We start from the raw sequence: 23,226 nt of genomic DNA, 5'->3' as shown, positions 1-23,226 counted from the left end.
TGCGAATGATACACTTTCGCGCAACAAAAAACTCTCTCTGGTTATTGGTGGCAGCGCTTGCCGATGATCAGGCACAATTGGGTGCGGATACTCACTCGAGTAGAGTCCCGTTCGAATAATAGTTAAGGTAATAACATGAGCAACGAAATCAAAACTCAAGTTGTTGTACTAGGCGGTGGTCCTGGTGGTTACTCTGCAGCATTCCGTGCAGCAGACCTAGGTTTAGAAGTTACATTGATCGAATCTCGCGATACCCTGGGTGGTGTGTGCTTGAACGTAGGTTGTATTCCTTCAAAAGCACTTTTACACGTTGCTAAGGTAATCGACGACGCGGCTGAAATGGCTTCACACGGTGTAACTTTCGGTGCTCCTCAAATCGACCTGGACAAAATCCGTAGCTGGAAAGAGTCTGTAATTGGTCAGCTGACAGGCGGTCTGTCTGGCATGGCGAAAATGCGTAAAGTGAAGGTAGTTAGCGGTTACGGTAAATTCACCGGCTCTAACTCTATCGCGGTTGAAGGTGCTGACGGCACAACGACTGTAAACTTCGATAATGCCATCATCGCCGCGGGTTCTCAGCCTGTAAACCTGCCTTTCATCCCACAAGATGAGCGTATCATTGATTCAACTGGCGCACTTGAGCTCAAAGACGTACCAGAAAAACTACTTGTTCTGGGTGGTGGTATCATCGGTCTTGAGATGGGTACCGTGTACCGTGCACTGGGTTCTCAAATCGACGTCGTTGAGTTTGCAGACCAACTGGTTCCTGCGGCTGACAAAGACGTTATCAAGATTTACCAGAAGTACGTGAAAGACAAGTTCAACGTGATGCTGTCTACTAAAGTTGTTGCGGTTGAAGCGAAAGAAGATGGTATCTATGTTTCTTTCGAAGGCAAACAAGCACCAGAAGGTCAGGTACGTTACGACAAAGTACTGGTTGCGGTTGGTCGTACGCCTAACGGTAAGCTACTTGATGCAGACAAAGCGGGTGTTGCGGTTGATGAGCGTGGCTTCATCAACACTGACAAGCAAATGAAGACCAACGTAAACCACATCTACGCGATTGGTGATATCGTAGGCCAGCCTATGCTTGCACACAAAGCGGTTCACGAAGCACACGTTGCTGCAGAAGTAATTTCTGGTAAGAAACACTACTTCGATCCTAAGTGCATTCCTTCAATCGCGTATACAGACCCAGAAATCGCATGGGTTGGTGTGACTGAGAAAGAAGCGAAAGAGCAAGGTCTGAGCATTGAAACTGCGGTATTCCCGTGGGCAGCTTCTGGCCGTGCAATTGCTTCTGCACGTACTGAAGGTCAGACTAAGATGATCTTCGACAAAGAGACTGGTCGCGTGATCGGTGGTGCTATGGTTGGTATCAACGCCGGTGAAATGCTGGGCGAGATCGGCCTGGCTGTTGAGATGGGTGCAGACGCAGAAGATGTGGCACTGACTATCCACGCTCACCCAACGCTGAACGAGTCAATCGGCCTGGCGGCTGAGATTTTCGAAGGTTCAATCACTGATTTGCCTAACAAGAAGGCAGTGAAGAAGAAGTAATTCAGGCTTCTTAATTGAACTAAAAAACCCGGCTTAAACAGGCCGGGTTTTTTTGTGCCTGTTGTTTTCGTTGAACAGATATTAAGTGAAATTGGTATCAACGACAGAGTGTGTTTTAGAAGCCTTACAGCGTTTCTGAGAGCGACAATAAAGTGTTTTTTATCCTCGAGACACCCACACACCGTGCCACCCGATTTTAAACAACGCAGCATTGTGAGCACCAGATCTGTGTGTTAACGTGAGATTGGCTAACAACAATAGCAATAAAAATAACAATAACAAGGACTTCGTCATGGGAATTAAGCCGTATTATGCAGGCGTTTTTGGGTTGGCAGTGAGCTGTCATGTATATGCAGATAAAAGTGATTTTGACGCCACTTTGGCGTGCTATACGCAAGCTGATCAACCTGGGATCGCCATGCGTATAGAGCAGGGCAACAAGCTGTTATACAGCGCTGCAAACGGTCTTGCCGATATCAAAAGTAAGCAGTCACTGAATACTGAGCAGGTGTTTCAGATTGGCTCAATCACTAAACAGTTTACGGCTGCGGCCATTTTGCAACTGGCTGAGCGCAATAAGCTCTCACTCCAGGACCCGCTCGGTAAATTCATACCCTCGTTGAGCGCCGACTATGGTAAATTAACCCTGGATAGGGTGCTGTCACATACTTCAGGATTGCCGAATTACAATGAAGGCCCAGAGATAGGCGCCAAAATGGCGCATTATCGTACTTTAGATCAGATCCTGACAGAGATTGTACAGGCACCCGTATTGTACAATTCGGGTGACGGCCATACCTATTCCAATACTGGCTACCTGCTGCTTGGCAAGGTAATTGAGCAGGTATCCGGGTTAAGCTATAAAGACTATCTGCAACAGCATATTTTTACGCCACTGGGTATGAAAAATTCTCAGGTGCTCACCAAAGGTACGGGCAGCGATGAAGTACAAGGCTATAGCTCAGTAGATAGCAAAAGGACACCTGTTGCTCCATTTCATGTTGATCGCAGTTGGATTTATTCTGCCGGTGGCATAGAAACAACCCTGACTGATATGAGCCGCTGGCACCGTGGTTTGAAAACTGGCAAAGTCGTCAAACCTGCTTCATATCGGGCAATGGTGACCAGTGCCATTCTGAACGATGGCACCCCAGCCACTTATGGCTATGGCTTCTATCTTCGTCCCCTGGCCGGACAAACAAGCTATTTCCATGAGGGGGGCGTACCCGGTTTCCTGGCCATGTCGGCGTATTTTCCTGAAGCAGATCTGTTCGCCATTGCGCTCAGCAACCAGGACACCTTGCACCCGGGGCCTGCACTTCTGGACATGGTTGCGCAGCACCTGAATATTACGCCAAAGCCACTACCAGATGTGAAGGTGAGCGATTTTGCTAAAACTTTAGTTGGCGAGTATCAGTCAGCTGGTCAGCAGCTGACAGTGACATTTGAGAAGGGGATTCTGTACGGGCAAAAAGGGAAAGGCGAAAAACGTAAACTGGTCGCCAGAACCAATAACGCTTTTTCTTTTGAATGCACGCAGAATTACTATCAACTTAGTATGGTTGAAGGTAAAACCAGCCTGACTCCAGTTGGGTTGTATCGGGGTCAGGGCAAGCCACTGTTTAAGTTGTAAGTGGCTTCTGCTTATTGAGAACGCATATTTGAGCGCTGTGTTTGACTATACAGGCTCAGATGACCCCCTTTTGGTCTGTGAGTAGATACCGGCTCAAGGCCGGTATGACGAAGGAGGGGGGAGCATGTCTGCTACGAAGTGACATCGCTCCGCCAGGGTCACATAGCCGTAATGAAAAGAATCATTGAGCGAACAGAAAGTGTGTGGCACTCGCTCACTACTTTCTTGATGCCTACTTTTAAGCATATTTCTCCGACCAATCTTCTATTTGAGCAAGCACTTCATCAACGGTTTCTTTAAGCTCTTCGCCCATTTTTAATACCTCATTCGGGTATTTATCCTGCATCAAGGTCATCAGGGCATAGTAGATGGGCTTAAAACGTTCTTTCAGTTCGTATTGTTCAAACCAGCGCTCAACCAGGTTCGTCTGGCCTTTGGCAAGAAAGGCTACAAAGAGATCTGTGAGCAGGGATTCATCAGAATTGTCTAGCCCGTCATTCTGGCTGAGTAATGCATCCATGGCTTGGGTTGCTTCCTGAAAGAGGTTATTCCAAAGCTGAATTAGAATTAATAAACCAATGGACTCACATGGTGAGCTGTTTTCAATTATCTGCCTGGCGCATTGCAAAGCCGTAAACTTGTTCTTTGCATCTGCCTGGAGGTAGTGGCACAGTGCCAGCATCGTATAAATCTCACGATTCTTTTCATTGCTCAGGTATTGCTCAAAATAATCAATTGCCTGTGAGAAGTTTGCTTTGTGCATGTTTAGACAGCCCAGCCTGTGCAATACAGGTTCTCCAGCGTCCAGAGCGGATAGAAAGTGTTGTTCCGAAAGGTCATATTCATCTAGTTGATAAAATATTTCGCCTATGTTCTTGTGATAGTAACCTGGGAAACTACTTTGCAGTTCGGATTGTGCGGCTTGTAAAGCCGATAGGGCTTTATCCCAGCGAGCTGAATCTTGGTAAACCCAGTGCAACCCTATTGCTGCACGCATGTTTTCAGGTTCTCTGTCTGCGATTTGCCGAAATACCATCTCTGCATCAGCAGCTTGGTCTGGGTTAAAGTAGGCAAAGCCTTTGACAGTTAGCCCTGCAACGCTGTCCCTGTCTTGTAACGCTTCGGCGAGCGAGAGTAGTTTACTCGATTTAATTTCTTCATCCTTGGCTATGGCGATCTGTAAAATGCTCGAAACAGAAAGTGCACTCACAGCCTTTTTAACGGCCTTTGTCATATCTGCTGGTTCGTCACTTCGCAGCCACTCAATCAGGATCTGTTTGTTTTTATCACCTTCTACATCTGTGATATCAATCAGCTCTTTACTCAACGCAGTGTGTCCCGCACCGCTCAGGTACTGCTGAGTTTTTTCAAGAATTTGTTGTTTGTCTGTGTGCTCAAGCTGGTCACTGCACAACAATGCATTGGCAAACGTCAGTGTAGCTAGGGGGTGGCACGGGCCTGTGAGTTGCGCAAGAAAAGTCTGGCTGCGCTGCTTTAGCTCGTCGCCGACGCACCAGACTTCCATAAAGCGGGTCAGCCAGAGGACCCGGTTTTTGTCACGGCGTCTGCCATAGCGCATCAGATACCAGATGTTAAAAAAGCGCTCCTTGATGCGATACAGGTTGTTCTTGCTATCAGTTTTGATTTTCTCGATGACCCAGTTTTTCTCCAGCTGGCTGAGCTGGGCCGAGATATTTTTGCTGGGCAGGCGGGTTTTTTCGGCTATCTCCTTGGCTGAGATGGCATCCCAGTGCAGTGCGATGGCGTTGACTATGGGTTTTTGCTGTGGTGCCAGGTCGTCCATACGGTGTTTATACAGCGGCGTGGTGCGGTCTATGGTTTCTTCCAGCAGTGCATAGGTCTGGCCGTTGGCGCCTTCCATCAGAATATTAAACAAAATAACCAGCGTGCGCGGAATACCGCCCGTTAAGCGCCTAATAGATTCAATACGCTGCGGCTCTTGCTCAAGGATAGCCAGCAGCCTTTGTTCTTCACGTTCACCACTGTGACTGGCCAGTGCCCGCAACAGCGCCTCGGTATCTGGCTTGTCTAATCCGGCTAAATTGATCACTTCAAAGAACTGGTAAAAGGGGGCCTGGTGATCGTAAAAAGCTTCCAGGCTGACCGCCGAGCCACCTATCAGTCTGAAGTAAGGGTTGGTGGTGAGCACTTCCCTGAGTATTTCTGTTTCTTTGCGATTAAAGTTTTCGAATAGTTCCACCAGGTTATCAATAAATAACACAACCCGTTTGTCTTGCTTTTTGAGCCGGTCACTCAGCAACTGAATCGCGGCTTTAGGGTCTGGATCCTGACCTGCAATGGCATCCAGCCCATCCAGCAGCCCGGCAAACTGGTCATGATAATGCTCTTCCAGCTCTTCAGCGACGCGCTCCCAGAGCGTAAACAAAGAGCTGATCCCGTATTCTTCTTCTTTAAAGGTGACAGGCAGCAGCCAGGTGTTCAGCACGTCACTTTGTGCAAGCTCTATGGCAAGGCGTCGCAGCAAGGTGGTTTTACCGGCGCCGCGCACGCCCTGGATCAGGTAATTTTGTTCGGGCACCTCTTTGTTAGTGCTGGCAATGGCACGCCAGATTTTTTTGTATTCTTTCAGTCGGATCACAAAGTGCGTTTTAATGAACTGGTCTGATGCATTTTGTGCGTTGTATAGCTTTACGCCTTCTTTATAGTCGTCGAGTTGCATAGCGCCCCCACCATTCTTTAAGCATGGGCGAGGTGAACTGATAACACTGCGCCTGATTGATAAAAATATAACCATCGTGGATCAGACAGTCGATCACGTATTGGCAATTGATTTGCTGATACTGGCTTGCCTGCGAGAGGTTAAACAAGTGGGAGCCTGGCAGCTGTGCATGCTCACACATCGCTGTTAATACGTCACTTGCCAGTGTTTTTTCGCTGTCCGCAAAACGGTTTAGTCGTTCTGCCCAGTGATTAAAGTGAGATTGATACTGTATCGAAAACAGCTTGTTGTAAGCGGCGTCAATATCTGCCGGGCTGACAGAATCCAGTCCTTCATCAAAATACACATCAACCAGCTGCATCCACAGGATCTCGATGTAATAGGGCATCAGCCAGCCAACCTTGTCGAGCAGATAATCCTGTGCTGTGGCATCAATCTGGATGGGCTCCTGTTCACGATGGTTGAGCGTGTTGATAAACTCGCGGCCCTGAGCCTGGCTTAGTGGCGCAATAGACACCGGGATGAGCACATTGATGAGATCTGACAGTGCCATTTTGCTCACCAGCGTGTCCAGCCCAATTGAGCCTGTCAGCACAAACTGCACATGTTGGTTTAGCCTTTGCTCTGACCACAACTCACGACAACCAGATAAAAATGACTCCGCGCTTTTGTGATCTTGCTGGTTATAGATTTTCTCAACAACATCCGGGAACTCGTCAATGATAAGCACCAGTTTTTTGTCCAGTGTTAGTGCATTGAGGGCGGCGCTGAGATCTCGGTGAGTGAGCTGACGGTCCTGATGGTCAAACTCGATACCCGTCGCACCGACTGATACGCCGGTAATGCTGCTGCGAAATTTGTTTATTTGATCTTTGCCCCATTTAAACAGGCTACTCAGTTGGTCGGTAAACTCGGAGCGGAACAGGTTATCTATGATCTGTTTGTAGTATTCGTGCTCAGTTGCACAGGATTGCACGATATTATAGAGAAACACATAGCCATCTGGTGGGTTGTCTTGCAGGTAAAACAGCATAGACGTTTTACCGACACGCCGCGGGGCAAGGACCAGCAAGTGGCTTCCGTCTCTGAGCCGCCGCAACAGCTTATTTTGATCTTTTTCTCTGGGGAAATATTTATTACCCCGAACCACCTGACCTGCCATAATGCCTCCTGACAAAATTTTTATAGTCAAAGTTTAGTGACAATAAATTTATTGTCAAAAATTTTGGCAATAAAATTTTTGTCATCTTAGAGAGAGGGTGTCGTTAAAATAGTCCGAATGGCTTTGGCGGTATCTGCGCCTATGCCGTCAACAGCCATTAACTGGGACTGGGTAGCATTAAATACGGCTTCAATTGAGCCAAAATGGTGTGGCAATCTTTTGGCCAGTTTGGGGCCGACATTTGGCAGGCCTTGCAGCAGGTATAGCTGTTTTCTCATATATGTTTTTGGCCTAAAACCCTTGCGCTGCAATACATCAGAGTTTAAACGGCGCTGCTGCTGCGCAGCAAATTGCATAAGCTTTACCGTTTCTTGTTGATTGTGCGTTCTGAGTGTTGTTATGGCATAAATCAGTCCTATGCTGGCCAGCGCGCCTAGCACTGCTCGCCTATCCATAGTGCAGTTCCGGATATCAGCGGCGTTGCCTTCAATGATTAGGAGTGGCTGAAAACCTGAGTCAGAGAGCCGTTGCGCCTGGCTAAACAGCCTGCCATCAATGATGGAAATCAGCAGATCTCTGAGTTGTTTGCGTTCTATAATCAGCCAGTCATCGATCAGGTAGTCACCCACAGTCAGGCGCTGTCTTATCAGGTTGACGGACTGACAGGTAGAGAGTAATTGGGTTATTCCAGACGCTTGTTCACGGTCATCAGCTACTATATTCATTATCCAATCCTTGTTCTATGGCTACCTTGCCTGTTCAGTTTAGCTCACCGCAGCCATCCCGGCTCTATCGCAAATCTCTTTCCCTAATAACTTTGTCTGTTATTTTGTTTGACGACTAATAACAAATATAAAAGGAAGGGTAATGAACAAATCTATGCTGAGTCTGAGTTTAGCGTCGATTCTGGGCGCTTTGAGCATGGGTGCTCAGGCGGCGGATCATGCCAGCTTGCTTAAGCAGGTCGAGCCAAAAGTGATTGAATGGCGCCGGGATATCCACCAAAATCCAGAGCTGGGTAATCGTGAGGTACGTACAGCGGCTAAGGTGGCTAAACACCTTAAAGCGCTGGGCATGGAAGTGGAAACCGGTATTGCGTATACCGGAGTGGTGGGTATGCTCAAAGGCGCTAAGCCCGGGCCGACTGTGATGTTACGTGCGGATATGGATGCGCTGCCGGTGACCGAGAAGAACGACCTGCCGTTTAAATCCACCAAAACCACCAATTACCGGGGTGTGGATGTGGGCATTATGCATGCCTGTGGTCATGATACCCATGTTGCCATGTTAATGGGTGCGGCCGAGGTACTTGCCGGCATGCGTGATGAGCTCGCAGGCAATGTGATGTTTGTCTTTCAGCCTGCCGAAGAGGGCGCACCTGAGGGCGAAGAAGGCGGCGCTGAACTGATGCTCAAAGAAGGGATCTTTAAGAAGTACCAACCTGATGTGGCGTTTGGTTTGCATATTACCTCTAAGCTCAATGTTGGCCAGCTGGGATATCGCAGTGGCCCAACTATGGCCAGTGCAGACCGTTTTGAGATCAGTGTCAAAGGTGAACAAACTCATGGCTCTACACCCTGGGCTGGCGCGGATCCGATTGCTGCTGCTGCACAGATAGTGTCAGGGGTAAACCACATTGTCAGTCGTCAGATCAATATCACCAAAGAACCTGCTATTGTCTCATTCGGTAAAATTGCCGGTGGTGTTCGCAACAACATCATACCAGAAGAGGTAAATATGGTCGGTACCATACGTAACTTTGATATGGATAACCGCGCGCAGATATTTGAAAAACTGACTCATACAGCAGAGCATATCGCTCAGGCTTCCGGTAACACGGCAGAAGTAAAGATCATTGAAGGTTATCCGGTCACGGTGAACGACCCGGCCCTGACGGAGCAAATGCTACCCACACTTGAGAAAGTGTTTGGTGCTCAGGGTATGATTGAAATGCCTAAAGTGACCGGCGCTGAAGACTTCTCATTCTATGCGATGGAAGTGCCCGGGTTATTTGTATTTTTGGGAGGTACTCCCAAAGGCACAGATCCCAAAGACGCTGCCAGTAACCACTCGCCGTACTTTATTGCTGATGAATCGGCATTTAAATTGGGCACGCGGGCGCTGACTGAGTTTACGCTGGATTATATGCAGCAAGCAAATCAATAGACTTTGTAAACTTGGTCTGGAAAGTATGCTGCCGGGCCAGTGTATTGTGATAGCTGATAAGCGGCATGGGGGTAGGCAAAATGATGCGACCTGCGTCGCATCATAGCTTAAAGCTTAGTGACAGGTATCTGTACCGCAGTTCGTATTGTTTGGACGTGATGGGCAAGTGAAAGAACCACATTGAACTACCATAGTGTAGATGCACTCACGATAGAGAGAGTATTTGTCACCACCGGCGACTTCGGCTGTTTTAGTTGCCGGGATAGCAGTCAGGTCTTTTGATAAACTCTTAAGTTTCTTTTTAGATATTTTTAGTTTCATTGTTATTTCCTTATTGTTCATTTTTGCGTTAAATGCGCAACAATATTTGCATTTGGGTTAAGAATAGTCAACAAGGTTTGTGGGAATTTTTTGTGTAACTTAGTGTTTTGGGTAGTTTTTTCTACTTTTTCAGTGAGCCCGTGGGAGGAGCTGGGCTCAACATTGGTTATTATAACGTTAAATGTAAATTCTCTGAGCGTTGTGTAAGCGGACAGACTTACAGCTCGATAGATTGAGCATGATGAAGTTGATTCCCTGGGTCCAGTTGACGTTTCAGCTGCTGTAACCTGGCATAATTGTGTTTGTAGTACAAATATTGCCAGTTCTGGATATCGACATCGGCATAATTCACATAACACCCATCCATCACCTCATCGGGAGCCGGGCCTTGTACGCCATACATGGCATGGTAAAAACCATTGATCCAGCCAATATGATAAGGGTCCTGCACGGCCTCAAACCAGTAGGTTTGATATTGCAATTTCATGATCGAATCGCGATGCGACACGGCGGTATCGTACTCCGACAGGGCGTTTATCTGTCCGCCATAGGAGGACAATTGTAGCATCCCGGCGGGGCTCAGATAGTCACCATGGCGCAGTGTGTTCCACAGGGTTTGGATCTGGGCCTCAGGAAAAGGCTTTTTCATATAGGCCGATTTATTTTTACCACGCGCACCAACCAGAGTGCCCGCACCATACTGGGTGCCATACCACCAGGGCATGCTGAAATAACTGCCCGGCGGTACCGGACGCTGCGGGGCGTTCTCCTGCTCCTGCAAGCCCATATGATTGGTGGTGCGTAAGCCTGTTTTAGCATCCTGAAGTTGTTCGGGGGTGAACAGAGCGTCGATAAACTCATCAATCAGATTGGGGTCACCGCTACAATAAAGAGAGAGCCGAATTTCACCGTTGCCACCGACGGAGTTAGGGATGGCCATTGATGAGTGCAGAGCGTTAAAACGGCTGTGCGGGCCGTTGTGCTGTTGCCAGAATTCACCATAGTTGCGCAGTAAGCTGGCAAACTGCTCATAATCAAACAAGTGCCAGGGCAGGGCGACTTCCTGCAAGTGCAAAGACTCAGGTACTGGGGGTAAGTCTTTGAAAAAGTACTTAGTGACTATTCCAAAGTTACCGCCTCCCCCGCCCTGATGTGCCCAGACAATCTCATCCGCGATTGCAGACTGGCCTTTGAAGTAGGTGCGCGGATAATTGGCCTGTCCGCCCCACTCATTAAAAGTGATAAGCTCCACACCAACCAGATAATCGCTGCTCAGGCCATATTGCCGGGAGTGAATACCAAACCCACCACCACAAACGTGGCCACCAACGCCCACGCCAAAGCAAGAACCACCGGGCATGATCACGCCAAATTCCTTAAACAGGGTTTTATAGGTATGCCCTAAAGAGGCACCCGCCTCGACGACATAGTGACCATCGCTGCGATAGATGCGATCCATGTTGCTGAGATCAATAACGACACCGCTGTCATTAACCACAAACCCTTCATAGCAGTGACCGCCAGAGCGTACTGTGATGCGATGGTCGTTTACGATGGCTTCTCTGGCCGCCATATAAACTTCATAAGCAGAACTGCACACGGCGACATAACCGGGTCGATTGGGAAACCGCAAATTGGAGCCTGTTAGCATAGAATCATATCTGGGATCGTCGGCAAATACTTTATGGTACTGATCATATTGCGAGTGGGCGGCTGCAGAATGGCTGAGCATTAAGGGGGCTGCACCCATTGCACCACCGATTGCCAGGGACGATTTGAGAAATTGGCGTCTGGGGGTTACATCGAGGTTTATACCTGATTGCTTTTTATCTTGTTTCATAAACACATCCTTTTTATGTTGTATCAGTATGGGAATGTCAGTTGGTTGTTCTTTGTGCAGTTTGAATGTATCAGATATGGGACCGGGGAAGTGTAAAAAACAATCAAAAAAGTGTCATGATGCGAAAAGTTCAAGATGCCGCCGATGGGCTCGGCGGCGCTTTGATTAGTCCACAAGTACCTGCAATATCAAGTCATCAAAATAGCTGTCGTTATCGCTGCCGTGACTACGTGTTCCTTGTAAGACAAACTCGATATAGGCTGTGTTTTTGGGAAGTAGCGACTGTCCGGATACCTGGGTCCACTGTGCAGCCGTTGTGCTGAGTTTTTCACTGGTGTGAAGCAACTGGCCACGATTATCAAGCAAACGCAGCTGCACTGAGGGGGTGTCTTTGCCACTGTGGTTTCGAAGTTTGCCGCCGTACAGCATCTTAACCTGACCTGCTGCGATTAAACTGGCATAGTGCTGTACCGAGATTTTCTGGCTGATTTGCCCCTGAGCTGATTCTCGGTTGCAGACACCACCTACAGCAAAAAAGCGCTGGTCGGTTGCAGCGGGGATTGAATCACATTGATAGTTGGTCAGGGATTCTACCGGTCCTGCGCCACTCCAGCCCTGAATGCCTGCCTCAGCGCCGGAGTTTTGCAGTAAATTTTCTGAGTTGCCCAGCTTTTGCGTAATAAGCTCATCGGCTACGCCTGTCGGTCCTCTGTCAGAGACAGTGGCGCAGTCGCTTTGTTCGGCAAGCTTAAGCTCCAGATTGTCAAAGTAGCTGTCATTGTCGGTGCCACTGGTGCGCTGTCCTGTCAGCACAAAATCAATATAACGCGTATTGGCAGGCAGCGCCGTTTCCTCAGCATAGCGTTGCCAGCTGGCCGTTGCGCCTCTGACCTCGGTGGTGGTGCTCAGCAGCGCCAGATCCGCATCGCGAAATTCAAGTGCAAAAGCAGGAATATCGCTGCCGCCCCAGCTGCGCAACCAGCCAGCGTAGAGGGCTTTGAGTGTGCCATTGTCTATACTGGCTGCCCAGTTGCTGACATCCACACGCTGATAGGCTCGACCTTGGTCACTTTCATTGTCACAGACGCCCCCGACGGCAAAGAAGCGTTCGCCCTGATAGGGTGACACCGAGCCACAGGCTTTATCTGTCAGGCTTTCCAGCGGCCCGTCACCTTGCCAGCTGTCGGTGCCCAGCTCAGCGCCCGGGTTTTGCAGCAGGTTATCGGTCAGGTGCGTGCTGTCTGTGGTGGTGAATGGGTGTGGCTGTGACCAGTCACTCCACGCCAGTGAACGGTCCCGCATACGCATGCGCACGCAGTATTGAGCGCCGGGTGCCAGCTGACCGAGTGCAAAGCGATTTGGTGCCAGCCCAGCTCGCGTATCAACGCCGTCCCAGATGTTTTCGTGCTGATACCAGGTGTCCAACAGCGGCTGGCTGAAGTCATCGCACTGACTGCTCAATTGCCAGTGGGCAGCGCCAAACAAGTCTTTGTCGGGATCGGCAAATAAGGTAGCTACCGCGTTGGCACAGCTGGCCGGGACTTGTCCTGTGGGGGCCAGTATTTCAGGCGTAAACGGTGCTGTGTTGTTTAATCTTACAGTCAGAGTGTCCTTGATTTGACTGTTCAGTGGCACATGCTCATCACCCATCGAAATACGCTTGAGTTCAAATGCCGGGTCGTCTCCTGCAGTAACATCCACCACCACAAAACCATACTCGTCTTCGCTGACCGAGAATTCGGTGTAGTCGCGCTGGGCAAATTCACCAAAATAGTCCAGGTTGCCTCCTGCGGAGGCCACGTTCACCATAGTGTGATTGTGATCCCGGCTGGTGCCGCGTGAGTAGGCATGGGTATGGCCAAAAAAGTGAATACTGGGCTTGTTACAGCTACTTGAAAAGGCTTCCAGGCGTTCAACAATCTTACCGCTGTAGTCGGTCTCTCCGGCTATCCACATCTCCGACTTATGCGGGTGATGCATCTGGGCGAAGACAAAGTCGGTTTGTGCCCGCAGGCAGGTTTCGGCCAGCACTTTGTCCAGCCAGATCAGCTGTTCATCAATGCGGTAATTGGTGTTGGTGTCGAGTGACAGTACCCGGATATTGGAATGATCCTGATACCACCAATGTTCTTCATACCCCGGTGTACCGTTTTCTGGCAGATGAAAATATTTAAAGTAAGTGGGTGTATCACGTTCGTGATTACCCGGGGCTGGATAAAGGGGCACAGAGCTGGCCAGCGCCGCAATGGGTGAAAAGAAGCTGGTGCGCCAGCTATTGTAATCCTGACCGTTGTCGACCAGGTCGCCGGGGATCAAGGTCATATTAAGACCATCATGTAGCTCCAATCCCAGCGCCTGTTGCACATAAGGTAACACGCCCTGATTAATGATCTCGCTGAATTTACCCGGGTTTCCCGAGTCACGCTGCATATCACTGACAGCCAGGATCCGACTGCTTTTCTCTGCAGAAGCCAAAGGGGGTGTTCTGAATTTGTGAACATGGCTGTAGGTATCACCTGTTCTCACTCGGTAGAAATACACGGTATCTGGTGCCAGATTGGTGAGTTGAACTTCGTGAATACGGCTCAGCAGATAGCCGGTTTCGCTGGTGCCACTGGCTTGGCGGCCAAGTTTTGCTGTGTCGCCCCATTCTACAATGGACTCATCACCACTGCTGGTTTCCCATTTGATCCAGATGCTGGTCGGGGTGGCAGATTGCAAATAAGGGTGGACCGCCAGCCCTTCGGTGTGGGCATGTGCCTGGCTAATTGCCAGCAACAGGCTCAGCGACAGTATCCGCAGATTATTCGTCATGTTGGTTTCCTTGGTAATAGAACGAAACGCGGGATTATCCTGGGAACTAGTGTATTAAAAGTGTAAATGATGTGAATTTTTGAGGTCTTATTTATGACCCGCATCGTCTGGGTTCTGTGATATAGTGACAGCCACTTTTACCATCAGGGCATTCATGCGTTCATTCACACTCTGTGTGGTACGCGGCCTTCTTCACAAACAAATTAAATGGTCTGTAATACCATGAAAAAAATCGCCATTCTGGTTGATGTCCAGAATATTTACTACACCACTCGCCAGGCCTATGGCAGAAGCTTTGACTACAATGGTTTTTGGCAGGAAGTGCTTAAAGACCGCACTTTGCACCGGGCTTTGGCGTATTCCAGCGAGCCCAATGCGCCCAAGCAACAACAGTTTCAGAATATTCTCAGAGCCATCGGGTTTGAGGTAAAACAGAAGCCTTATATTCAAAGAGCGGATGGCTCCGCCAAGTGCGACTGGGACGTGGGGATCACCCTGGATGCCATGGAGTGTGCCCCACATTGTGATGTGGTGGTGTTACTGACCGGAGATGGCGATTTTGACCTGTTGGCCGAACGCATTCAAAGCCGTCACGAATGCGAAGTCGAGGTATATGGCGTTCCTCAGCTGACCGCGAACTCTCTCAAGCGTGCGGCCACCCGTTACATTGCCATTGATGAGCGCTTACTACTAAATGCAAAGCCAAACCATAATAGTGCTGGCCAGTAGAGATACGATAAAATTTCCAGGTTCTCAAAAAAGCTGTAGCAGATCAGTACGGCCATCAGACACAGTGCAGTCTGAGCAGTTTTTGAATCCTGTGAAGCCCATAATAGATAGACGCTCGACACCAGCATGGGCACGGCCAGTGCCACGGCGCCGACAATGCCTTTAACAAACAGCAAGCCATACCAGCTGTGGTGTGAGCCGATAGGCATAAACTCCACCATTTTTGGCCCTCGTTCGACAATACCATGACCCCAGATAGGCGCTTCAGCCTGCCAGCGCTGAATGGCGATATTCGCTAACGCTTTTCGTACCCGGGTGGACCCCGGGCGTTGCTGTTTCACTGCTTCATAAGAATCCATAATTGAATTGTAAATGGGCTCACCCAGCAGCAATATGATGGGGACAGCAATACCCAGCAGTAGTAGCATCCAGGGTTCCTTAAATTTGTCGCTGAATAGCACCAACGGGAACAGCATAATGAAGATGGCTATCCCTGCGCGGGATTGTGACAATATCAGCATGGCCCAGCAGCCAGCGATGGCCCAGCGACGAATACGAGCGTTTTTTTCCTGCAAACAAAACACCAGATAAATGCAAGCCATAAATCCTGCTGCCGGTGCCCAGGGGGTAAAGAATCGCCAACGCCCGGCACCTGTTTCGGGGTTAATGCCGTAAAAACTGACCATAAAGAAACTCTCACCTGGGCCCCCAATCACTTTTAGTGGCGACAGAAAAATATCGCCCGGTAATTTTACAATGTAAAAAGCCACAGAGATGAAAGAGAAAATCAGAGTGTGAATGGCAACAATACATACGCCCCGGATCACCACTTCTTTGCGAATTTTCGCAAGCGCTGCAATCACCGGGAAAATGGCCAGCAAAGCCCAGCCTTTCATCCAGCCAATAGATGATTTTATCGTTTGCCCGGTGCCCAGTGACCATTCACTATGGGCAATGAGCAAAGCGATTAACATAAGCAACATGGCCACTATCCACAGCCAGATCATTGGCGAGAGTGGACGCGGCTTGGCACGTAAGTCCAGATAACAGCGCATCAACACCACCATGAAAATAACCCAGCCTATGATGGAACCCATCACATACAACATACCCAGCATAAAAGTAGGATAGGTGAGCACCAGGCCCGCCCAGACCAGCTTTTCTTCCGTGCTGATAAAGCGTTTTTCCTTAAAGGGTAAGTAGGCGGTAAATAGCATGCTGGTCTCCGGTTAGTCAGGCTGCTTCATCACAGCTGAGATAATCACCCGACGCTTATTGATCATCAGCACGGCCATGGATAAGAAGATCATGGCAGCCAGTGCGGCAGCAACAGCGATGGACTTTTTCGGCGAGAACGAGTTGACGGGCAGCGACGGTGGCGACATCAACTGGATCACAGGGTAAGACGCAAAGATATCTGCTTTACCTGCTTCCAGACGAGCTACCGCTGAGGTGAAGACGGCTTTGGCCAGATCAAATTCGCGCTCCAGACGTTCCAGCTCAGCGGCTTCCCGGGCGTAGACTTTAAGCTTTTCGTTAAGCAGCTGAACTTCGTTTTCCAGCTCAACCAGTTTGGCTTCGGAGCCCTTTTTAGCTGCAAAGGCACTGATCAGATCGGCAAACAACTGTGCCCGGTTGGGGTTAGAAGCCAGATCTGTGGTGTGAAATGCATGAGCCGCATTGATCCCGACCAGACCTTCTGAGCGGGTTCTGAGCGCCAGTTTTGATTGCTCAAAGCGTGCCAGCTCCGCTTTCACCATGGGATGACCATCATCCCAGCGCGAGCGATATTCGCTCAATTGTGCTGCGCTTTTGTCCAGTTCAGACAAGTAGGCTCTGAATTCACCATCCGATTGCAGCACAAAAGCCTGGCCTGCCATGGAAGGCGAGACACCCAAATCAACGCTGAGCTGGCCGACAAAATACTCCGCACGGCCAATCTCTGCTTTTACGATAGCCACCTGTTCTTTAAGATTGGACAGGGTGCGCATTTGCTGGTCAAGCTGGTCCCGGCTGATCAGTAAAGAGCGCTGCTGAAAATCTGTAATATTGCTGCGCGTCAGGTTGAGGCGCTCTCTGTATTGATCCAGCACAGACTTGATACTGGCGTCACGACGCTGAACTTCGTCGGCACGCAGATGGTCAAGCTGGCCCTGTAGCGCGTCATACAAGGCCCAGGCTTTTTTCTCGGCGATACGCGGGCTGGCACCGGTGATTTCTATTTTCAAAATAGAAGTTTGCTCGGTCAGGCGTACTTTAGGTCGGCCAAATTCTTTTGCTGACATGCCCATAGATTTGGCTGCATTTTCGATGAGGTTTTTGCTCATCAGCATTTCTTTGTAGTTGACTCTGGGGTTATAGCCTTTACCGAATGGGGCGCTGGTAGAGGACACCACCTGACCCACCTCATCAAGCGATACATTGCTGTTGGCACCCGTGCCGGGTAACACCATATCCAGGTCGCTGCGGTACTTTGCAGGTTGTTGCAGATAGGCAAAGACCAGCAGCAAAATAATGGCATAGCTAACCAGGCAGGTGACCAGGTAAGGCTTATGCAGGGTGCGATAAATCGCAGCCCTGAATCGTGAATAGGGCGTGGTTACCTGAAGTTGCGTGTTCATGAATCCTCCTTACTCAGCAAAGAGAAGGGTGCCACGATATCGAGTAGTGTTTTTGCGATATCACGCAAGTTAGTGATATCTGAATCATAGCAGGCTATCGCATCGTTCGGCATGACATAAGGGTTAATATGGTCGCGATAAGACATACGCATCAGATCTTCCACTGAGCGTTCGACGACCTGGGTTTTTCCGGTCAGAGGATGGTTGCTGACCAGTACAACGCGACGTGGCGCATTGGTGTATTCTTTGCCGCCAACGCAGTTGGCAGAGATCGCAGCCTGTAATAAACGTGTACCGTAGGGCAGGTTGCTGGAAAAGCGGCCGATCGCTGCATTGGCGTTACTCATTGATGAGTCAATCAGGTTAGACATAAAGACCCGAAAACCTTTTGGCGTGATCTGCGAAGGTTTTACCAGATTAGGCTGAAAACACCCTGTACTGGGCACGATGACCTGATCGCCCGCGATAAGCACATGGTCTGACACCGGCTGGCCGGTCATAATGCCGGTCAGGTCGGCCTCAATACGCCAGCCCTGACGAACTAAAATCACCTGATCCAGCTTGGCGTCGGGACGTACACCGGCTGCTGCCCGAATGGCTTCAGAAAGCAGGCGCTGTTTTGAGTGGTCGCCAGAGGCTGCGACCTGCTGTTCCAACAACTGTTCCGGTAGTTTGGCATTGATGGTGACGCGACCTGGTGAAAATACGGCTCCGGATACTGGCACTTCGATAGCAGCCCAGGTTTTTACCTTTACGGTGACATCCAGCGTTTGAGCACGAAAAATCTTGGCACGAATAAGCGCCAGTTCGACTTTTTGAGCCAGCGCTTTGGTGGTTAAGCCCGCGGCGTAAATTGGTTCAATCACAGGCAACGTCAGTGCGCCTGAGCTGTCCAGTACATAGTCGCCGTTGAAGCCTTCGCCATACTCCATTTTTACCTGAATAAGGTCGCCCGGACTCAGTGGCGCCGCGCCAAATGTGCCACGATGACTTGATTCATTGGGATTCAGACCGGGTGCTGCAAGCGGAATTGGTTGGTCAACCCGAAAGTTTGCCGCGGCTGCAAAGTCGTCAGCATCAGTGCAGTTCAAACGTGAAGCAAAGACAGAATTCGATTGGTTGAACTGGGTACCGGCCGCATGCGGCATGCCGTAAAATTCGTCATCATGATAGTCCGGGCTGAGCGTGCATCCTGAGCCAAGCACACACAGTACTAACGCAGAAATGCGGGTTATCAAGGCTGTGGTTTTAGTCGCTTGTCTCATATTGGGCTCCTTGGCAGTGGCTCTCACTTGGTGGTCTTAATGAGATAGGAGCATAAAATGAGCCAACTTTATTATTTTATAAAAATCAGCTTGTTAGTTGTTTTTGGTGGACGTTTTAGCGGTTTTTTTTCTATTTTGCAAAGCAGTTTCAAAATGAAAAGAAGCCAGCAAAAGCTGGCTTAAGGGCCATTGATGCGAGGTGCGCTATCTGACTGAGTGAATAACAGCAGATAAGCGCATTGGCCCGGGAGCGAAGGGTTAGCCCGCAGGATGTTTACTGGTGTTTCCCATAGTGCGCATTGCCAGCTTTTCGGCACGGTCGTACAAGGATTTTGGTAACAGGCTGGTCAGGGCACAGCACCAGGTTAATGCTGTGCGGCCAGGTTCTTCCAATAAAATGCGAATGTCGGTAAACAGCGCTTTGTGGATCAGTTTAAGTGCGGCAAAAGTATTGCGAGATTGCACGGCACGACGGCTCAGGTATCTGAGCTGATAGGCGCGTGCGAGCGAGCCACATTGCTTAAAAAACTGCGCATGGCTGCGTCTGTGTTTGTTGACCGCGCTTTCCCAGCTCTGATATTGCTTTTGCAGGTTAGCCGACAAACCACTGGCATTGACGCGATAAAAGGTCAGCGGCTCTGGGATCCCCGCAAAAGTCGCATCGGTATACAGTGCCAGACGCAGCCACATCTCTATGTCTTCTGATTGTCTGAGGTTTTCATCGAAATACTGACGCCAGCTGCGGGTTTCGTCATGAAACGCCACTTTTTCCAGTGCGGCTGCACGGATCACCGGCGCTGACCCATTGCCAACCGGATTGCGGCAAAAAATGGTTTTGGCATCAATGTTGTCTAATTTCGGAAACTGGCCAATGCCCAGTTGTTTATTGTCATCATCCACAAACAAAGAAGGACAATAACTGACATCAACACTGGGATGGCGATTCAAATGCGCGACGTGTTTTTCCAGTTTATTGACTGCCCAGTAGTCATCGGCATCCAGCAAGGCGATATAAACGCCCCGGGCGTTGCGGATCCCAGTGTTGCGCGCTCCGGACAGGCCCCGGTTTTGCTGGCGAATGATATGGATCCGATGATCTTTATAATCTCTCAGATAGCTCAGTGTATTATCGCTGCAGCCATCATCAACACAGATCACCTCAAAATTTTGATAGGTCTGGTTGAGCACTGAGCAGATGCATTTATCAATATATTTTTCAACGTTGTACATAGGAATGATGATGCTGACAACGGGTTTCGAGTTAATCACATAGTTAGTCATAATGGGCTCCGGATCATAAAGAAGATTTTGCTGCGCCAGCGTGACAACGTCTTAGCGCAAAGTCTGCCAATGGAAAGAGCAGCCACAAGGCGCTACAGCTGACCAGTACGGCGGCAAGTAAATCGGGTTGGTCAGGCTGTATCATTAACAGCCCAACCAGTGAAATCACTAAACAGTAAGCATTCAGTTGGCACTCTCGGGCAAACCGGCCTGCGGCACGTTGCATTACGGCATAACTGTCTGTCCATACTGTGCTGGTGGCTATCAGGCAAAGCAGTGCACTGGTGGTAAAACTACCCTGCCAATGCTCGTTGAATAACACTGGCACATACCAGGGAACCAGCACGGCCTGAAGAATAAAAATTGCAGACACAGCCGCAGTGATTGCGAGCAGCAGGTGGCTGTGTCTGGTGCCAAAATTACCAGCATTTTTAAGTTTGCAAACAAACGGATAGAGTGCAGTGGTATAGGCTTGGGCAACAGATATTGCCAGGCCCACACCCACGCTTTTAGCGAAACTGTAGAGTCCAAATAGCTCAGGGGTTAGCAGACGTGCGGCCACGAACATGTCCATATTCACACGCAGCGAGCGCAAGATTTCGCTGCCTGCAAGCTGTGTTGATGCACCCAGCAGTCGGGAAAAAATAGCTTTGCTGTAGTGTCCGGCCATGGACGATGAAGGGACAAAGGCAAAGCATCCCAGCCAAAGCAGGGTGAATGCCCATTTGCCAATCACGACGGCCAGCAGGCCAGCATCGAGGTAAAGTGCCGCAGCCAGAGCGAGGTTTTCGGTGATAATACACACGCTGCTGATCAGGCCAAACAAACCCATCTGGTTGCGGCGTTGCATCAGAAACACCTGATTACAGACTAACGGGAATACCAGATAAGTCAGTGCCATCAGGGCAATCAGCACTGTCATGTCCTGACCTGGAAACATCCAGCTGCTGGCCAGTGCGACCAGGACCTGCACGACACATAGCGCGCCGCACAGCAGCCACTGTAGTAAACGACCATTTTTAAGAAAAGCGGGTAACTCGTCATCGCTGGCGCGGATGACCTGCGCACCAGCACCAGAGCGCAATAACAGCCTCAACACTTCATGCACCGTCAGGGCAAGCATCGCTGTGCCATACTCAGTGGCAGACAGGCAAGCAGCCATCGCCATGATACTGATCAGCCGCGACGCCTTGGCAACCACCTCTGCACCTATGAGGTATGAGGTATTGCTGAGCAGGGTCCGCATTGTGCTGGTTGGGTGTGTCATGGCATCGCTCTCTTGATATCGGATACCTTTACTAACCAAAATCCGTACCAAGGCGCTCAGACGCACACAATCAATCTGTGATAAGTTTCTAAAATATTGAATGTAAAGGTTTTTAAATAGCTTGTGGCCGAGCAGCTACAAAGCCGAAGCCGATGTGATGAGGAGACTTAGGCAAAGATAAATGCACGCAGATTGCATTTTGCGACGCCGGTTTTTGCAATTTGCAATCTGCGTATTTGGCAGCGTCCGATAAAATCAGGCGCCTGTGTTCTTGTCTCCCCACTGCTGTATTTTACGGTACAAAGTAGACGGGCTGACTTCCAGTAAACTGGCTGCTTTCACCACATTGTCATCGCATGCTGCGATGGCTTTTTCGATGGCAATTCGCTCTACCTCGGCCAGCGAACAGATTTGATTTTCAGATGGGATGTCGGCTGTCTGCTGAGGCGATGCATAGCCGTTTTCCTGCACGCTGACTGATTGCTGCGGTGCTCTGCTTTGTATTGGCGTAGAACCACCAAATTGGCCATTAAGCAAGGCCTGGGCATCGCTGGGTTTGAGTTTAAGCTGCATTTGCAAAGTATCTTCGGTGATCAGTGGCCCGTCTGACATCACCACACAACTGTGGACCAGGTTTTCGAGCTGGCGCACATTACCCGGCCAGTCGTAGTTTAAGATCAACTGTTCTGCAGCAGGTGAAAAACCAACAAAGACTTTGTTTTCGAGCTCGCTGAACTTACTCAGGAAGTGCTGCGCGATTTGTAACGCGTCATGATCGCGTTCATGCAATGCAGGCAAATCAATGGCGATGACATTGAGGCGATAAAACAAGTCTTCGCGTAAACGCTGATCAGCAATGGCCTGATGAGGCTCACGGTTAGTTGCACAGATAAATCGGACATCGACCTTTTCTTCTTTGCCGCTGCCGACTTTCTGGAAGGTTCCCGACTGCACAAAGCGCAGGATCTTGGCCTGCAAATTCATGTCCATCTCACCAATTTCATCCAGAAACAGGGTACCGCCATCTGCCTGCGTCGCCGCACCATCCCGATTGGTAACGGCACCCGAGAAGGCGCCTTTGATATGACCAAAGATCTCGGATTCCATCAGTTCACTGGGAATGGCGGCGCAGTTAATACACACCAAAGGTTTGTCTTTGCGGGTGCTGGCACGATGAATGGCATCGGCAGCCAGCTCTTTACCCGTTCCGCTGGGCCCGGTGATAAACACATTAGCCTGGCTGGGGCCGGCTTTTTCAATGGCCTTATAGACCATTTGCATGGCAATGGAGTCGCCAACAAAGCGATAAAATTGCGAGCGAATTGAGCTGCGGTAGCGCTGCAGGCTGGCACGTAACATATTACGTTCAGCAACCAGCATCTTTGTCTGTATTGCCTGTTCGAGGGTCAGCTTGATGTTACTCATGTCGAATGGCTTTTGCATGTAACCCCAGACTTTGCCCTGATTAATGGCGTCAATCAGGTCTTCCACTTCAGTAAAGGCGGTAAGCATCATGCGAATGGTATCGGGAAATCGCTCTGCAACCTGAGCCAGGAACTCAATGCCTGACATGTTGGGCATCATTTTATCCGACACCACCACGTCGATAGGGTGCTGTTCTAACAAGGCCAGGCCTTCTTCTCCACTTTGCGCGGTAAACACAGTGTAGGGCTCATTTTGGAGCGCGCGCTTGAGTGAGCGCAGAATAAGGGGTTCGTCATCGACAAACAGCAAGGTAATGTTAGTAACCGGTTCCATGTAATCCTGCCAGAGTTAATGCGTGTTAATAGAAGTATTACACAGTCTTAGACAAATTGAAGTATTTATACAGCGGAGTTTGTGGTGATAAATAAAACCGCCTGCCAG

17 protein-coding genes are annotated in these 23,226 nt (G+C 49.6%); 5 read left to right on the top strand and 12 right to left on the bottom strand.

Going from position 1 to position 23,226, the window contains the following annotated elements; translation table 11 throughout:
* Positions 1-135 precede the first annotated feature (135 nt).
* Positions 136-1,560 (top strand): dihydrolipoyl dehydrogenase, encoded by a 1,425-nt coding sequence (gene lpdA / locus ELR70_RS21030; protein WP_010384093.1) that lies wholly within the window; start codon positions 136-138, stop codon positions 1,558-1,560.
* Between the two features lie 292 nt (positions 1,561-1,852).
* Positions 1,853-3,193, top strand: a complete 1,341-nt coding sequence (locus tag ELR70_RS21025; RefSeq protein ID WP_054015935.1) for a serine hydrolase domain-containing protein — start codon at positions 1,853-1,855, stop codon at positions 3,191-3,193.
* 238 nt (positions 3,194-3,431) lie between these two features.
* On the opposite strand, the gene ELR70_RS21020 is transcribed toward ELR70_RS21025, so the two are convergent.
* From ELR70_RS21020 to ELR70_RS21010, 3 genes are all read right to left on the bottom strand, one after another.
* The gene (locus ELR70_RS21020) at positions 3,432-5,894 is read right to left on the bottom strand and encodes an ATP-binding protein (RefSeq protein WP_054015934.1); all 2,463 of its coding nucleotides are present in this window, start codon (positions 5,892-5,894) and stop codon (positions 3,432-3,434) included.
* Entirely contained in the window at positions 5,875-7,056 is a 1,182-nt protein-coding gene (locus ELR70_RS21015; RefSeq protein ID WP_054015933.1) for an ATP-binding protein, read from the bottom strand. The genes ELR70_RS21020 and ELR70_RS21015 overlap by 20 nt, the downstream gene beginning before the upstream one ends.
* An 86-nt stretch (positions 7,057-7,142) precedes the next feature.
* On the bottom strand, positions 7,143-7,781 hold the full coding sequence (locus ELR70_RS21010) for an ERCC4 domain-containing protein (RefSeq protein ID WP_054015932.1): 639 nt from the start codon (positions 7,779-7,781) through the stop codon (positions 7,143-7,145).
* 142 nt (positions 7,782-7,923) lie between these two features.
* Here ELR70_RS21010 and ELR70_RS21005 point away from each other — a divergent pair, with 142 nt between their 5' ends.
* A complete protein-coding gene (locus ELR70_RS21005) occupies positions 7,924-9,222 on the top strand; it encodes an amidohydrolase (RefSeq protein WP_054015931.1) in 1,299 nt (432 codons plus the stop codon).
* 114 nt (positions 9,223-9,336) lie between these two features.
* Here ELR70_RS21005 and ELR70_RS21000 read toward each other — a convergent pair whose 3' ends face one another.
* The 3 genes from ELR70_RS21000 to ELR70_RS20990 all read right to left on the bottom strand — a co-directional run bounded on the left by ELR70_RS21000 (position 9,337) and on the right by ELR70_RS20990 (position 14,197).
* Positions 9,337-9,543 (bottom strand): hypothetical protein, encoded by a 207-nt coding sequence (locus tag ELR70_RS21000; RefSeq protein ID WP_128064703.1) that lies wholly within the window; start codon positions 9,541-9,543, stop codon positions 9,337-9,339.
* 217 nt (positions 9,544-9,760) lie between these two features.
* Entirely contained in the window at positions 9,761-11,383 is a 1,623-nt protein-coding gene (locus ELR70_RS20995; protein WP_054015930.1) for an FAD-binding protein, read from the bottom strand.
* A gap of 165 nt (positions 11,384-11,548) precedes the next feature.
* Positions 11,549-14,197, bottom strand: a complete 2,649-nt coding sequence (locus tag ELR70_RS20990) for a metallophosphoesterase family protein (protein ID WP_054015929.1) — start codon at positions 14,195-14,197, stop codon at positions 11,549-11,551.
* A 222-nt stretch (positions 14,198-14,419) separates the two neighbouring features.
* On the opposite strand from ELR70_RS20990, the gene ELR70_RS20985 reads away from it, so the two are divergent.
* Positions 14,420-14,926 (top strand): NYN domain-containing protein, encoded by a 507-nt coding sequence (locus tag ELR70_RS20985; RefSeq protein ID WP_054016054.1) that lies wholly within the window; start codon positions 14,420-14,422, stop codon positions 14,924-14,926.
* Here ELR70_RS20985 and ELR70_RS20980 read toward each other — a convergent pair.
* The 3 genes from ELR70_RS20980 to ELR70_RS20970 are packed head-to-tail and all read right to left on the bottom strand — an operon-like array spanning position 14,860 to position 18,812.
* Positions 14,860-16,143: an O-antigen ligase family protein gene (locus ELR70_RS20980; protein WP_054015928.1), complete on the bottom strand. Its 1,284-nt coding sequence runs from the start codon at positions 16,141-16,143 to the stop codon at positions 14,860-14,862. The genes ELR70_RS20985 and ELR70_RS20980 overlap by 67 nt on opposite strands.
* A gap of 12 nt (positions 16,144-16,155) precedes the next feature.
* The gene (locus ELR70_RS20975; RefSeq protein ID WP_054015927.1) at positions 16,156-17,547 is read right to left on the bottom strand and encodes a hypothetical protein; all 1,392 of its coding nucleotides are present in this window, start codon (positions 17,545-17,547) and stop codon (positions 16,156-16,158) included.
* Positions 17,544-18,812, bottom strand: a complete 1,269-nt coding sequence (locus ELR70_RS20970) for a polysaccharide biosynthesis/export family protein (protein ID WP_054015926.1) — start codon at positions 18,810-18,812, stop codon at positions 17,544-17,546. Before ELR70_RS20970 ends, ELR70_RS20975 begins: the two co-directional genes overlap by 4 nt.
* A 57-nt stretch (positions 18,813-18,869) precedes the next feature.
* On the opposite strand from ELR70_RS20970, the gene ELR70_RS25765 reads away from it, so the two are divergent.
* Positions 18,870-18,995 carry a hypothetical protein gene (locus ELR70_RS25765; protein WP_268795166.1) on the top strand — a complete coding sequence of 42 codons (126 nt, stop codon included), beginning with the start codon at positions 18,870-18,872 and terminating at the stop codon, positions 18,993-18,995.
* 75 nt (positions 18,996-19,070) lie between these two features.
* Here ELR70_RS25765 and ELR70_RS20965 read toward each other — a convergent pair whose 3' ends face one another.
* The 3 genes from ELR70_RS20965 to ELR70_RS20955 form a co-directional block, all read right to left on the bottom strand.
* Positions 19,071-20,093: a glycosyltransferase family 2 protein gene (locus tag ELR70_RS20965; RefSeq protein ID WP_054015925.1), complete on the bottom strand. Its 1,023-nt coding sequence runs from the start codon at positions 20,091-20,093 to the stop codon at positions 19,071-19,073.
* Between the two features lie 13 nt (positions 20,094-20,106).
* Positions 20,107-21,360, bottom strand: coding sequence for an oligosaccharide flippase family protein (locus tag ELR70_RS20960; RefSeq protein WP_054015924.1), 1,254 nt, complete (start codon positions 21,358-21,360; stop codon positions 20,107-20,109).
* A gap of 255 nt (positions 21,361-21,615) precedes the next feature.
* On the bottom strand, positions 21,616-23,118 hold the full coding sequence (locus ELR70_RS20955) for a sigma-54 dependent transcriptional regulator (RefSeq protein WP_054015923.1): 1,503 nt from the start codon (positions 23,116-23,118) through the stop codon (positions 21,616-21,618).
* Between the last annotated feature and the right edge of the window lie 108 nt (positions 23,119-23,226).

The sequence above is a fragment of the Pseudoalteromonas sp. R3 genome (genome assembly GCF_004014715.1).
In the GTDB taxonomy this organism is placed as follows: domain Bacteria; phylum Pseudomonadota; class Gammaproteobacteria; order Enterobacterales; family Alteromonadaceae; genus Pseudoalteromonas.
This window is presented reverse-complemented; position numbering and strand designations above follow the sequence as displayed.